The sequence below is a fragment of the Mesorhizobium sp. M1B.F.Ca.ET.045.04.1.1 genome, from assembly GCF_003952465.1.
Classification (GTDB): Bacteria; Pseudomonadota; Alphaproteobacteria; order Rhizobiales; family Rhizobiaceae; genus Mesorhizobium; species Mesorhizobium shonense.
Map to the genome: position 1 here is coordinate 3,304,785 of NZ_CP034448.1, position 13,128 is coordinate 3,317,912.

The following is a 13,128-nucleotide window of genomic DNA, read 5'->3' on the forward strand; positions in this document are numbered from 1 at the left end:
TTAGGTCCGGTCGGCATCGGCACGTTTCTCCTGTGCGCTCTTACAGAGATTATCGAATTTGTTGCGAATCCGATCGTTATCAAGCAGTAGCTTGGCGCGCGGGAAACCTTTGCTACGAAGCTCCCGTTCGATGGCTTGCCATCCTTCAAAGTCGCCCGATGCGGCAAGTTTCCCAGCCTCACGCCACATGCGCACGTCACTCTTTTGGGACATGCCTTTCCTCCATGCCTTGCGCTAAGCATATAGGAGTTCGGGCCGGATCGCGGCGGTTTTGCCGCTGCAAATTTCAAGCTGAGACACTACCGTTCTTCCCTATCCATGGCCGTTTCCTCCTGATCCTCCGTTTATTCGCGCCCAATCGGGTAGTTGGATTTGTTCCATCAGACTTGATCGGGCGGCCGCATGATTGCCCGCGTCGGGAACGCTCTCCCCATGGTGTTGCTATCCCTCAGATCAATCGGAGGGGATTATGGGCAGAGAAGAGAGAACCGCCGCGAGACCGGCGCCAGAAAGTACCCGGCCAACCCCTATTCGGATCCGTCAGATCGGTTTTCGCAGGCTGCGGCCGACAACGAAAAATCTCGCGGCCGATTTGGGCTCACCCGCATCGATCGCCGAGCGGTAGAAGGATGCAAAGGCGCCAGAAGTTAGCCGCTACCCCGGTGCCCGTGTAAAGAAGTCGTGGTGTCATTCGCCCCTGGAATTACTTGTTGGTCCGCACCTTCTGCCGCGGATTGATCCCCCCAGCATCCGTGGTGTCGTTCTCGATATCGCCTTCGATCGTGCTGTCGCCCTGTTCAAGTTCGTCGCCTTCCTTGACGGTGCCCTTGGATGTTCCAATGCCAGGGTTGGTGCCCATATCGGCGTCGCTTGGCTTTTTCGATTTTGGATGTCGGTTTCCGGTCATGGCCAATCCTCGCTATATACTTCACGAACCGGGAGACGCGCCGAAGGTTCCGGATCGGGCTTCATGTCGGATACATCCGCTCTGTGTTGCCTAGACACCGAAGGGGTGATTTCCCGTATGCTGCCCGCGCCGAAACGCCCTTTGTCCGAGCGGCGTTACGGCGGTCGTTTCATCAAAGCAGACCCAAGGTATCGAATCGCTGCGGCTGGTCAGGAAGGTGGAAGCGCAAGCGCTTGCGGCAGCGTCACCCTTCGGCTTCCATCATCGTCTTTGCCGGCTCCCGCGCGACGTTTTGCTCGATCAGTTCATGCCCCGGAGTCTGCGGGAGCGCCTTTCGGAAATTCTTGGCGTAATCGGGCGGCATCTTGGGCGGCATCATTGGTTCGTAGGCATCGACGAGCGCCTGAACGACGACCGCCCCTTCGGCGGCGAAGGCTTGGTCGAGAACGCGCTCGACCTCGTCGGCTTGCTCGATGCTGAAGCCTTTGCCGCCCATCGCCTCGGCGGCCTTGGCAAAATCGATCGGCTGCAATTCGCAACCGAATTGCGGATTGCCGAGGAACATCATCTGCTCCCAGGCGATCTGGTTCAGCATGTTGTTCTTGATGACCAGCAGCTTCAATGGAATGCCGTAGCGCACGGCTGTGGAGAACTCGCCGAGCTGCATGGCAAACCCGCCGTCACCCACAATTGCAGCGATCGGCCGGCCGGGAAACGCAATGCCGGCGGCGATCGCATAGCTCAGCCCGCAGGCCATGGAGGCGAGCGCGCCAGAGACGCCGAAGGCCTGCCCGTCGCGAAGGTCGACATGGCGTGCGGCAAGTTCCGTATTCTGACCGGAATCCGTAGCCAATATCGAATTGTCGGCCAGCCGTTCGCCGAATGCGCGGGCGACCAGTTGCGGTTTGAGCGGATGGCCTTCGCTGTCCTCCGACTGGCGCATCATCTCTCGCCATTGGTGCATGGCGGACCGCGCCGCGGCGAGGAACGTGCCGTCAGCCTTCGGCTTGAGCCTCCGGTTAAGTGCATGAAGCGTTTCCGCTGCATCGCCAACCAGGCCGGCCTCGACCGGGAACCGCAAACCGATGCGCTGCGCGTCACAATCGATCTGAACGCCGCGCGCCTGCCCCGGCTTCGGATAATATTCGATGTAGGGAAAGGTCGAGCCGACAATGAGAACGGCGTCGCAAGTTTCCATCGCCTGCTGCGACGCCAAGGTCCCCAAGATGCCGATGCCGCCCGTGGTGTAGGGATGGTCGTCTGGGAGCACGGCCTTGCCGAGCAGCGCCTTGATGATCGGCGCCTGAAGCAGTCCAGCGGTTTCCTCGAGCTCGGCCGCGGCACCGATCGCGCCGCGCCCCGCCAGGATCGCCACGCGCTTAGCGGCGTTCAGGATAGCTGCCGCCTTTTCCAATTCCTCGTTATCGGCGACGCAATGAGGAACGAACATGTTTTGTGGCGTATGCGCGGGACGGTTGCGCTTTGAACGCTTGGCGGCATCGGAGGGCTGCTCCTGGATGTCGCTGGCGACCGAAAGATGGGCGACGCCCTTGCGGGCGAGCGCGGTTCGGCAGGCAAGGCTTGCCACGTTTTCCATATGCGCAGCGTCCGAGACCTGCACGTTGTAGACGGCGACGTCGTTGAAGACACGCGTCAAATCGACGTCCTGCTGGGTGAATGTCTCGATGAGATCGTGGAATTGCATCCCGGTAATTGCAAGCACGGGAGCCTGATCGAGCTTGGCGTCATAGAGCCCGGTCAGAAGGTGGGCGCCGCCTGGGCCGGACGTGGCAAGACATACGCCGAGCCTTCCGGTCCACTTGGCATAGGCGCAGGCCATGAAGGCGGCGGACTCCTCATGACGCACCTGGACAAAAGAGATTTCGTGCTGTCTTTTCCGCAGCGCCTCCATGATGCCATTGATCCCGTCGCCGGGCAGGCCGAATACGACCTCGACGTTCCAGGCAATCAAAGTGTCGACGAGAATTTCCGCTGCATTTGGCATAGGTAAGGCTCCGTTGAATGGCTTCCGAACCAGCAGGGCGGCGGTTGGTTCCATTTGGCCGGATAGTCACAAGGCTGGGGAACAATCCCCTCCGCATCGGGTTGGATCGCTTCGAGCTAACAAAGCCCGAGAGAATAGGCGTCCCGGATCTTACCAAGGGCGAATTTTGTGGGAACGAGCGAGCCGGACGGCTCGAATCCGCAGATGAGGAAAGCAGCAGGAATAGAGGTTCAGAGCCGGAAAGGTTCACAATGAGCGAGCCGCTGAAAACCACAAATCACGAGGTGATCCGTGCGTGGATAGAAGCCCGCGAAGGCAGGCCTGCGATCGCGCGAAATGCAGGGAAGGGCGCGGTGCTACGTGTGGACTTCGGCCAGCACGAAAACGATTTGGAGCCCGTCGAATGGGAAGAGTTCTTCACCATGTTCGACGACAACGAGCTTGCGTTCTGGCATCAGGACATAACCTCTGAGGGTTTGCCCAGCCGGTTCAACGAATTCGTCGAGCGCGGGTGAGCCGCCAGACGGATCAGGGCGAACGCAACTCGCTCGCTTATGCTTATTGATTGCCAGGCATTTTGTTGCTGTCTTGCGGATTCTTTCTTACGCCGGCCGCCGAAGACGTATCCTGGGGTGCGTTGCCGCCCTGGTTCTGCTCGGGAGTCCGCTTCAGCGGCGCCGTTGGCCAGCCACTCTGGACGTAGACCAATGCTCAGTAGCACGCCAACAGCACAATTACCGTCAGCGGCAACAGCACTCGCCTCACGCCAACTCCTTATTTGCTGTGCTGGCGGTAATTTGCGGCCGCAGGATCGAATCCGGTCCAGCCACCTGCCTCGTATTCGTTCCGCCGCTTGGCGACGTCCACGGATCTGGAGTCGCGAAGGATCGCCTGGACTTGCGGAGCGAGATCATCCTCGACGCGAGCGGTGACCAGCGTGCCGCCCCGGCGGACGCCTTCGGCATAGACATGCGCATCACTTTCCGACACATCGGCACCATCAGTCAGGCTGCCAATGATGCCGCCCGCCGCGCCACCCACGACCGCGCCGGCAACTGCGCCCGCGGCCGTCGCCGCCAGCCAACCGGCCGCCACGACCGGGCCGACACCAGGTATCGCCATGGCGCCGAGCCCGGTCGCCAAGCCTCCCGCGCCGCCCACGACCGCCCCGATCCCGGCGCCGCTGGCTGCATCCTCGGCCGCCGAGGAGGAATGCCGACCATCGGCATTATTGGCGATGATGCTGAGGTCCGATGTCGGCACACCCATGGACTCCAAGTTCGCCCACGGCGTCGGCGGCATCGTCATAGTCGTCGAATAGCGCTGTGATCGTTTGCATCTTGAATGTCTCCTTTGGTGATTATTGTTGGCCGGCAAAGACATTTCCCTGGTAATCGAGCGCGACGGAGATTGGTTTGCCGTCTTTCTTCGCCTGGCCGCGCCAGACGCCCTCGTCATCCTTGGCGAGCGGCGAGATGTCGGTATAGCCAGCGTCCTGGATTCGGTTTTTTGCCTGTGCTTCGGTGAAGCTGTTGGCACCCGGAACCGGGGCAGATGGCTTGGGTGTCGATGCCGACTTGACTGCCGGCATGCCTGCGTTGGCCGCGGCGATCTTCTCGATCATGTCCTGATGCATCTTCAGTGTCGCAAGGGTTTGCGCCGCGAATGCCTTCAGACTGGGGTTGTCGCCGTCGTTGGCGTAGGATTGGAAGAGGTTCACCGCATCGGCATGCGCACTGCGCTGTATGTCGACATAAGGCTGGTCAAACCCTTTCGTCGTGTTCTGCAGCTTTTCCAGGTCGCTCTTATGCGCAGCATCGGGTTGAGCCGGCACCTGCAGCTTCTGCTCGGTGGCGATCTTTTTCAGCTTCTCGTTCGCCGCGCCGTGATCGGCAATCATCCTCTCGGCGAAATTCTTGACCTGTTGGTCCTTGGCTCTGTCCTGCGCGAGCTTGCTGGATTCCACCTCGAACATTCCGCCGATGGCGGCCTTGTCGACAAAGGTCTGCGCAGTGTCGGCGGCGACTGCCGGGAAGGCAAACGACGCCATGGCGAAGGCCAGCGGTGCAAAAAGCGTGCGCGCGTTCATGTTCAAACTCCTTTGCTCGATGGAGCCGAACAACGGTCTTAAGGCTTTGTTCCAGTCGCAGCTGTCCAATTTTTCAGCGCCCAGGACCGTTGCCAGCACGCAGACATCCGTCCCGCCGCCTGTGACCACAGCGGCCCCGATGACATCATCAGCGGTTCGCGCAACAGGTCGAGACCGTCGAGATGGAATCCGTCCTCTCCGCTTGGACCTGATTGCGCTACGAGATCAGCCGCACCGGCACCGACTTCGCCGCGGGCACGTGGGCCTTATGGGCGCGATGCCAGAGCGGTACCAACGGGTTGAGTTCCGGATAGTAACCCGCGCAATTGCCGCTCGGAATGGAGTACGGCGTAACACGCAATCCTCTTACCCGTCGCTCAACTCCGTCATCGGCGTGCGTCTCAAGATCGACTTCCTGTCCCTCGCTGAGTCCCATCCGCCGGATGTCTTCCTCATTCATCAGCAGCACCATTCGCGTTCCGATGATACCGCGCAGCCGGTCGCGATAGCCGTAGACTGTCGTATTGAACTGGTCGTTGGACCGGACGGTTGTAAGGGTCAGCACATTTTTGCCGGAAATATCGATATCCGGATCGGCTTCCAGCGTCGTGGGCAGTTTGAAGTTCGCCTTCTTGTTTGGGGTTTGCCAGACGCGCTTGGACGCCTTGATGTCGCGATGGAAACCGCCCGGCGTGAGAAAGCGCTTGTTGAAGTCCTTGAAATGTGCCGGGAAGCAGCGCTCGATCTCGTCGCGGATGCGAGAGTAGTCCGCAACCCAGTCGTCCCAAGGGACCGAGCTCTTGCCGGCGACCGTCGCCTTCGCCAGTTCCGCGACGATGCTCGGCTCCGATAAAAGGTGTTCGCTTGGTTTTGGCCGTGAGCCGAACGAGCCATGAATGCAGGCTGTTGAATCCTCGATCGAGAGCCACTGCGGACCGCTGGCCTGGACGTCCTTCTCCAGCCGCGAAAGGCATGGCAGCAGATATGTCACCTTCCCAGGAATGAGATGGCTGCGGTTGAGCTTGGTCGCGACCTCGACGTGCAGGTCGAGGTTCCGCCACGCCTTCTCGACCAGCCCGGTTTCAGGCACGGCTCGCACGAAATTACCGCCGAGCCCGACGAAACCATGAACCCGCCCGTCGATCACGCCCTCGCAGGTCTCGACCGTGTCGAGGCCTTTTTGCCGCGGCGGCTCGAACCCATAGAATTCCTGGAATTTGTCGAGCGGGACGAGCTCCGGTTTTTCGGAAATGCCGACAGTGCGCTGTCCCTGGACGTTGGAGTGCCCGCGCAACGGCGACACGCCGGCCCCAGGCTTGCCGACATTGCCGCGCATGAGCAGGAGATTGCACAGCATCTGCACGTTTTCGGTCCCATGGCGATGCTGGGTAAGGCCCATGCCGTAGTTGCCGATCACTGCATTGGCCAGGCTGTAGATCTCTGCGACATGTTCCAGATCAGCTCGGGAGATGCCTGAGCGTCGAACGATGCTTTCCCAGTCGGCGGCCCTCAGATAGGCCTCAAATTCGACAAAGCCCGCCGTATGCTCCGCGATGAAGGCGGTGTCGAGGACACGGTTTGCGCCGCGTTCCGTGGCCGCGTCGTCGAGCGCCAGTACCGCCTTGGCGATGCCTGTCATGGCTGCGATGTCTCCGCCGGCCCGGACCTGGAAGAAGTCGCTCGACATTTTCGTCCCCGGGCCCGGCGAGAGCATCTCGACCGGGTTCTGCGGGTTCTTGAATCTCACCAGACCGCGCTCGCGCAGAGGATTGAAGGTGATGATCGGCACGCCGCGCTGACGGGCGTCCTCGATGGGATGCAGCAGCCGCGGCGCGGTGACTCCGGTGTTGTGGCCGAAGAAGAACATCATGTCAGCTTTGGCGAAGTCCTCCAGTTGCACCGTGCCGACAGGAGAGCCGATCGATTCCGGCAGGCCGACCGACGTCGATTCGTGGCACATGTTCGAGGAATCGGGGAGGTTCGAAGAACCGTAGATCCGGGCGAAGAGCTGATACATGAACGAGGCCTCGAGCGAGGCGCGTCCGGAGGTGTAGAAGACCACGGAGTTTGGGTCCAGGCGCCTGAGTTGCGCGCCTATATCGCCGAACGCATCTGGCCAAGCCACTGGTTCATATTTGTCGGTGGTGCTGTTGTACCGCATTGGCTCTGTCAGCCGTCCCTGTTCCTCCAGATCGTGATCCGGCCAGTCCAGGAGTTCGGTCAGGCTGTGGGCCGCGAAGAAGGACGGTTCGCAGCGTTTCCTGGTCTGCTCCCACATTGTGGCCTTGGCGCCGTTCTCGCAGAACTCGAAAGGCCGCGGCTTGGCCGGCTTTGCCCATGAGCAGGAGACGCACATATAGCCGTCCGCCTTGTTCTGCTTCAGTAATGTGCTCCATATGTCCGACAGCAGCAGCCCCTGGTCGCGAGCGTTGCGGATCAGGGATTTGAGCGAGCCCCATCCTCCGGTCGGATGATTGTATTTCTTGATTTCCACGTGATCGGTAACAGCGGGTTCCATGCGATTTGTCCAAGAAGGGAAGCAGAAGGAAACCGGAATGGGACGCAGTTGTTCCGCTTCCCCTTTGTCAAAACGCTACAACGCCGCCGGCGTTCAGGGCTCCACGCCGAACAATGCGGATATGCCTGCTCCGGCACCGCAGGCGAACTCTGCGTCCGAGATCAGGCGCTTTCCAGACAGACAGCCCGTGCGAGTTAATGGGCATTTAGGCACTTCAGGAGAGGAGAGAGTTTGTCCTGTTTTAGCATGGTGACGGCTTGGATGAGACTGTCGCACTCGCTTGGCGAGAGCATGTCACCGGCCAGATCACGAAACTTCGTTTCGATGGCTGATTGACCCATGGGATTGTTGGCATCACCAAGGGGCAGGGGCACATCCGCCATGGCCTGGCGCTGACCCAACATCATTGTCACTCGCGCGGGGGTACTGTTCGGGAAATGACCCCCGAGGTCGGTCGGATAGCGAACTTCGACTTTCTCGGCCAGCGCAATGACCGTTTCGTCCGCCAGGGATTCAGGACGCAAGGGACGGAACGCTTCGGCCCCCCTGACCGCCGCGAGCGCCGCGGCGAAAGGAACCGAAAACTGTGCGCCCTCGAGGGATTTTGGCGCCGTCTCGTTGGGCAGCTTGCGGGCTTCGGGAAAGATATCGATCTGGATCCGGCTAATCGGTTCGTCGTCGGATCGGTCGGCAAGCAGTTTCAACACAGCGTCTATGACTGGGTGAGTGTATCGGCAGGCAGCATACGGCTTCAGATACGTCTCGGTAATCAGCCAACGGTCGCCGAGCCCTGCGATGATTGCCGCAATGTCGTAGGCGTGATCGCGGTCCAGCATGTCGATCGACCCGGTCATTCCATATTGTGCCCGGTCGAGCGCGAACATTGCCGCGACGGTTGACCAAGGGCTGCTACCCTTGACGGAACTCGCCCTGCAGTCACCTTGCGGCAGGTTTTGCGGGGCTTCGGCGCCAGCGATCGCCATAGCATGCGCGAGTTGCGGGATTGGAAGGTGGCGAAGCCATCCGACTGCGGCTGCGGCTCCAAACCCCGTCCATTGGCCGCTTGCGAAACTCATTGCGTCGGTAAATCGCCTCGCTGCTGCAATCCGCAGGGCGACGTCGTAACCAATTGCGATCGCGGCAAGAAGGTCCCTGCCGTCGCGGCCGAGGCGGGCGGCCTCGGCCAGGGCCGCCGGCACGATGGCCGCTCCCGGATGACCTGCTGCGCGGCAGTGGCCGTCATCAATGTCGAGCGAGCTGGCGGCTGCGCAATTCGCAAACAGCGCTCCCAAAGGATGAAGCTTGTGATCGGTGAACCATACCGCAGCCCGACCGGGCCCGAAGCACCCTTTTGCCGCCAAAGCCGAAAGTCTGGCGTTGTCAGTCGGGACCCCTGCAACGAGCGCGGCCACTGTATCGAGCACGGCCCGTAGCGCTTGTCGATCACCTCGTCCGTCAGTTGGTGCGCCCGCATGTTGCCGGCGAAATCAGCCAAGCGTTCCATTACAAAAGCCATCGCATTCTCCTCCATAAAGGATACCTAGTATACCTGACCTGACAGGAGGAAAAGCGAATTCAGGTGCCACGACCAGAAACATCGATGGAAAGGACGTGCTGATCCCCGATCGGACCGGCAACGCGCATGCCGGTGTCGACAAAACCGTAGCGCAAATAGGCAGTTCTAGCCTGGGCGTTACGTGCATTGACGGCGAGCATCATGCGCCTGACAAGAGGACGGTTCTTGCCGATCCAGGAGATCGCCAAACCGACTGCAGCGCGGCCGAGGCCTTTTCCCTGGCAGGCCAACGAGATTCTGAAGCTGTGCAGTGTGATGACATCTGGTGGTGACCAATCTGGCACGCTTTCTCTTTCCCGCAGGACGAAGAAGCCGACGGGCGCGCCGCAGGAAACGACGGCGAAAGGGTGCTGGTTGCCAGGATGACCGTTCTTTGCAAGATCATCGAACACCGCATCGATCGAACCGGCATACTGCTCCTGGTCCTCGGGAAGCCAGACTCTCCTGATGATCTCCCTGTCCGAAACCGCCACGCCTTGTAGCTCCACGTGCACGGGACTCTCCTGGATGAGTTTGCTCAACGCCGCGGCTGGCGCGGCGTAGACGGTGCTGCGGCTCTCAACTGACCGCGCTCCAGCGAAACGACTGCGATGGCAGCACAGGCAAACAGACCGGAAAGGCCGAGGAATGTGTGCCTTGCTCCCAAATTGCTGAAGCTCGCGATGAGGTAGACGGCGATCGCGGCCAAACCGATCCCTGCCTCGATATTGCTGCGAACACGTCCAACCATGCGGTTAGGCATGGCTTTCAACACCGCCACGTCGCCGGCGACGCGGATCATCATGAACGACAGGCCGATCAGACCTTGCCACAGCATGGCCTCGGCAAGGGTTTGGGCGGTGGACAGGAGTGCAGTGGCGAGTGAGACCAGGACGGAACCGACCGCCATGAAAACGCTCGCATTGAGCTTGTCGACGAACCTTGCAAGAACAGCGCTGCCCAGCAGGCCGCCGCCCGAGTACATCGCGGCGATCCAGCCATAGAGCTCGCCCGGGAGTTTCAAATCGTCGCGAGCGAAACCGCCAAGCAGTGCGTTGGAGGCGTGGGCCGACGCATAGGCGAGCATCAGCGCGCATAAAGACGCTCTCAGTCTGGGATTGCCGACCGTCGACACCACTCCCGCCAGCAAAAGCAGGCCATGGTTGGCGCGTGGCATTCGCACGCACCGATCGTTGTCGAGCTTGAGAAGCCAGGCGGACGCAACCGCCACAAAGGACCAGACGGCGCAGATTGTCAGTCCGCCGCCGACCCCTATGAGCGGAAGACAGAGCCCCGCAAGCGCCGCGCCGACAATGTTGCCTACCTGGATGCAAAAGAGGCTGAAGGCGACGGCCCGGGCCAGCATGCCCTTGCCCGCCCGCTGCAGCAGGGCCTGACTGCATGGATACGACAGGAGCGAACCCAGCGATATCAGGCAGGCACAGACGTAGAGCGCAGCTATGGGAATGTCGATTGGTGAAAGGCACACCGCGACCAGCGACAGCAGCAGAACGCCGACAGCATGCAGCGTTTCACCAAAGACAAACAGACGACGTCGCGGGAGGCGATCGAGATGTGGTCCAAGGAAAGGGCCAACGGTGAATGCGAGCAATTGCCCGCAGATCAGTACCTTGCCAACCGATGTGACGTTTCCGGTAATCTCCAATGTGAACCAGGAAATGAGAACAATGAACATGCTGCGTGCGCACTGCATCGCAAACAGCATGGAATAAAGGGGCAGGTAGCCCAGGCGCTGCATAGACCCTTGCCCGGCCTTGCCGGTTAAAAACACCACGGCCGTCCTCGTCTGTTGCAATTATTCGCGGCAATGCCGCAGTCTCAATCTGCGCTTCACCGGTGTGGTGTTAGGCCGTCGCAGAGGTTGTTGCGGCTGCGCTATTGGCGCACGCTAGCCCGGCTAGGCCGGCGTTTGTCCTGTATCTCCCAGTACTTGCCCAAGCGATCGGCGCTCCCATCCGAAGCGTGACCAGCCGCGCATCGGATCGTTCGGCGCAGCGACGGTTACAGGATCCTCGCGGACCCGGCCTGGTCGGCTTGTGGCGGACTGAAGCCATTGCGGATCGTAGACGGTCTCGACATATCGATGGCCCTCGTCGGGAAACAGTGTGACGACGGTCTTTCCGGGGTTGCGCCTTGCCCACCACTGGCCGACCCTGAAGGCCGCGCCGCTGGTCGGTCCCATGAACAGACCATGGCTGCGATGAAGGTCGTGCGTGGCGGCATAGGTCTCTGCCGGGGTCAGCCAATGAATTTCGTTGAACTGACTGTGATCGACATTCCTCGGCAGGATGTTCCCGCCAAGACCGCTGAGATTGAGCCTGCCGCTCGGTTGTCCGAACAGGACGCTGTTCGGGGTGTCGACGCCGATTGTATAGAGGTGGGGAAAGAGCGGGCGAAGATATCTCGACGTGCCGCACATCGATCCGCCGGAGCCTACAGGGCCGACCAGGCAGTCGATCCTGCCGACGCGGTCTATCAGGAGTGCTGCGACCTTGCCGTAGGAAAGCGGATTGTCGGCATTGTCGTATTGGCAGGGCCAGTAGCTGCCCGGATGCTCCCGCAAATAGCCGTGAACCCGGTCGAGCCGAGCTCGTTGCAGACCACCCGAGACGGCAGGCGTGTCGACGATTGTAACCTCCGCGCCGAGCTCGTTCAGACGACGATGCAGATGGCGGTCGAGAGCCCAGTCGCTGACAAGAACCAGCCTATGCCTATGCTGGAGCGCAAGCATGGCCAGCGCCAGTCCAAAGGTGCCGGAGGAGGATTCGCAAATGGTTGCGCCAGGTTTCAAATCACCGCGCTCGGCGGCATTTTCCAACATGAAGCGCGCCGGCAGAAGCTTCATCAGGAAGAAGCTTGCACCGTACATGGAACCATCGAGCGGGACGATGCGGGGGTTCTCGAAATCTTCCAGCTTGCGCATAAGCTCACGCTTCGACATGACGACCCCACCGGCAATCAGCTGTGAAAAATAGTCGGCTCGAACGCCGATCGCTTCAGCATGTCTGCCGCCTGCTCGATGTTGCGCGGGGCATCGGCATCGTGCTTGTCGAACAGCAGCCCGACGACAGTGCCGCTGTGAGCGACCTGGATGCCGACGGCACTGAAGCGGGCGCCGATGGCTTCGATCTCGTCCAATCGCGGTTTTGGCAAGAACCTTTCGTTTAGATGTGCGCTTGCCGTCGCGACCTTGCCGAGCAGGTGGGGGTCTGCCTCATTGACGGCGGTCCGCAGCAGGCTGCGCAGGGGTCGAAATGCCTCGACCTCGGCCGCGTCGTAGCGCGCTGGCTCGAACTCGAGCGTGTTGACGGTCGCTTCGGGCATGGTGTCCACGCTGATGATACCGAAGGCCGGCAAGGGCTTGCGGAAAGCCTCCATGACCAGCCCTTCGCGATGCGCAAACAACACCGCCTGCTGCCTGAACAAGGTGGAATCGCAAGCGATTTCGGCGCCAACCGCAATGCGCATGACTTGTTCGGATGATGCTTCGATCCGCAAGCAATCCATCACCGCCAGGATGCTCGCCAGCACGTCGGCGGTCGAGGATCCCATCCCTCTGCCTATCGGGATATTGCTGTCGACCGAGAGGACACCGCCCAGGCCTTCCGGACCAAAGGCGCGCAGGGTCATTTGCGCCGCCCGAAGCGCCTTTTGACAATGAGGCTGGGACACGGTGACAGGTTGATCGACCTGCGCCCTGAACGAGGCCCTCGTCTTAAGATGACGGCAGGGCAACGAAACCAGGGCGCGTCGGAAATGCACGCCTGTGTCCTCAAACAGGCCCTGTACCAATTCGCCGTGATGCCCGATGGCCTCGGCGTATCCAATGAGATTCGACATCTGGTGACCCCCGCAAAATACACCCATCATTGATGGTATTTCTGCAGGCCATAAGGGTCATCATCAACTATTAATTTGCAAATTCTCCAAGAAGAAAGTTTTATTGTCAGTTACCATTTATACGCCTGCTGACTCAAAAGCTCATAATCATAAAATAACGTTGCGTCGTCTTAACGCACAACAAACACACCTT

11 protein-coding genes and 1 pseudogene are annotated in these 13,128 nt (G+C 60.5%); 1 reads left to right on the forward strand and 11 read right to left on the reverse strand.

Going from position 1 to position 13,128, the window contains the following annotated elements; translation table 11 throughout:
* The 3 genes from EJ071_RS16100 to EJ071_RS16115 form a co-directional block, all read right to left on the reverse strand.
* The gene (locus EJ071_RS16100; RefSeq protein ID WP_126098723.1) at nt 1–213 is read right to left on the reverse strand and encodes a hypothetical protein; all 213 of its coding nucleotides are present in this window, start codon (nt 211–213) and stop codon (nt 1–3) included.
* Between the two features lie 490 nt (nt 214–703).
* Complete coding sequence (locus EJ071_RS16110; RefSeq protein WP_126098725.1) at nt 704–907, reverse strand: hypothetical protein; 204 nt, start codon at nt 905–907, stop codon at nt 704–706.
* 244 nt (nt 908–1,151) lie between these two features.
* Nucleotides 1,152–2,912 carry a thiamine pyrophosphate-dependent enzyme gene (locus EJ071_RS16115; protein ID WP_126098726.1) on the reverse strand — a complete coding sequence of 587 codons (1,761 nt, stop codon included), beginning with the start codon at nt 2,910–2,912 and terminating at the stop codon, nt 1,152–1,154.
* A 251-nt stretch (nt 2,913–3,163) separates the two neighbouring features.
* Here EJ071_RS16115 and EJ071_RS16120 point away from each other — a divergent pair, with 251 nt between their 5' ends.
* The gene (locus tag EJ071_RS16120; protein ID WP_126098727.1) at nt 3,164–3,427 is read left to right on the forward strand and encodes a hypothetical protein; all 264 of its coding nucleotides are present in this window, start codon (nt 3,164–3,166) and stop codon (nt 3,425–3,427) included.
* A gap of 259 nt (nt 3,428–3,686) precedes the next feature.
* On the opposite strand, the pseudogene EJ071_RS16125 reads toward EJ071_RS16120, so the two are convergent.
* From EJ071_RS16125 to EJ071_RS16160, 8 genes and pseudogenes are all read right to left on the reverse strand, one after another.
* Nucleotides 3,687–4,251, reverse strand: a pseudogene (locus tag EJ071_RS16125) (hypothetical protein).
* A gap of 21 nt (nt 4,252–4,272) precedes the next feature.
* Entirely contained in the window at nt 4,273–5,001 is a 729-nt protein-coding gene (locus EJ071_RS16130) for a DUF4142 domain-containing protein (RefSeq protein WP_126102611.1), read from the reverse strand.
* A 217-nt stretch (nt 5,002–5,218) separates the two neighbouring features.
* Nucleotides 5,219–7,519 carry an FdhF/YdeP family oxidoreductase gene (locus tag EJ071_RS16135; protein ID WP_126098728.1) on the reverse strand — a complete coding sequence of 767 codons (2,301 nt, stop codon included), beginning with the start codon at nt 7,517–7,519 and terminating at the stop codon, nt 5,219–5,221.
* 194 nt (nt 7,520–7,713) lie between these two features.
* Nucleotides 7,714–8,943, reverse strand: coding sequence for an MmgE/PrpD family protein (locus EJ071_RS16140; RefSeq protein WP_126098729.1), 1,230 nt, complete (start codon nt 8,941–8,943; stop codon nt 7,714–7,716).
* Nucleotides 8,944–9,094: 151 nt separating this feature from the next.
* Nucleotides 9,095–9,589 carry a GNAT family N-acetyltransferase gene (locus EJ071_RS16145; RefSeq protein ID WP_189521494.1) on the reverse strand — a complete coding sequence of 165 codons (495 nt, stop codon included), beginning with the start codon at nt 9,587–9,589 and terminating at the stop codon, nt 9,095–9,097.
* A 23-nt stretch (nt 9,590–9,612) separates the two neighbouring features.
* Nucleotides 9,613–10,869, reverse strand: a complete 1,257-nt coding sequence (locus EJ071_RS16150) for an MFS transporter (RefSeq protein WP_126098731.1) — start codon at nt 10,867–10,869, stop codon at nt 9,613–9,615.
* Between the two features lie 123 nt (nt 10,870–10,992).
* Nucleotides 10,993–12,036 carry a cysteine synthase family protein gene (locus EJ071_RS16155; RefSeq protein ID WP_126098732.1) on the reverse strand — a complete coding sequence of 348 codons (1,044 nt, stop codon included), beginning with the start codon at nt 12,034–12,036 and terminating at the stop codon, nt 10,993–10,995.
* A gap of 17 nt (nt 12,037–12,053) precedes the next feature.
* The gene (locus EJ071_RS16160; protein WP_245460270.1) at nt 12,054–12,725 is read right to left on the reverse strand and encodes a GHMP kinase; all 672 of its coding nucleotides are present in this window, start codon (nt 12,723–12,725) and stop codon (nt 12,054–12,056) included.
* Between the last annotated feature and the right edge of the window lie 403 nt (nt 12,726–13,128).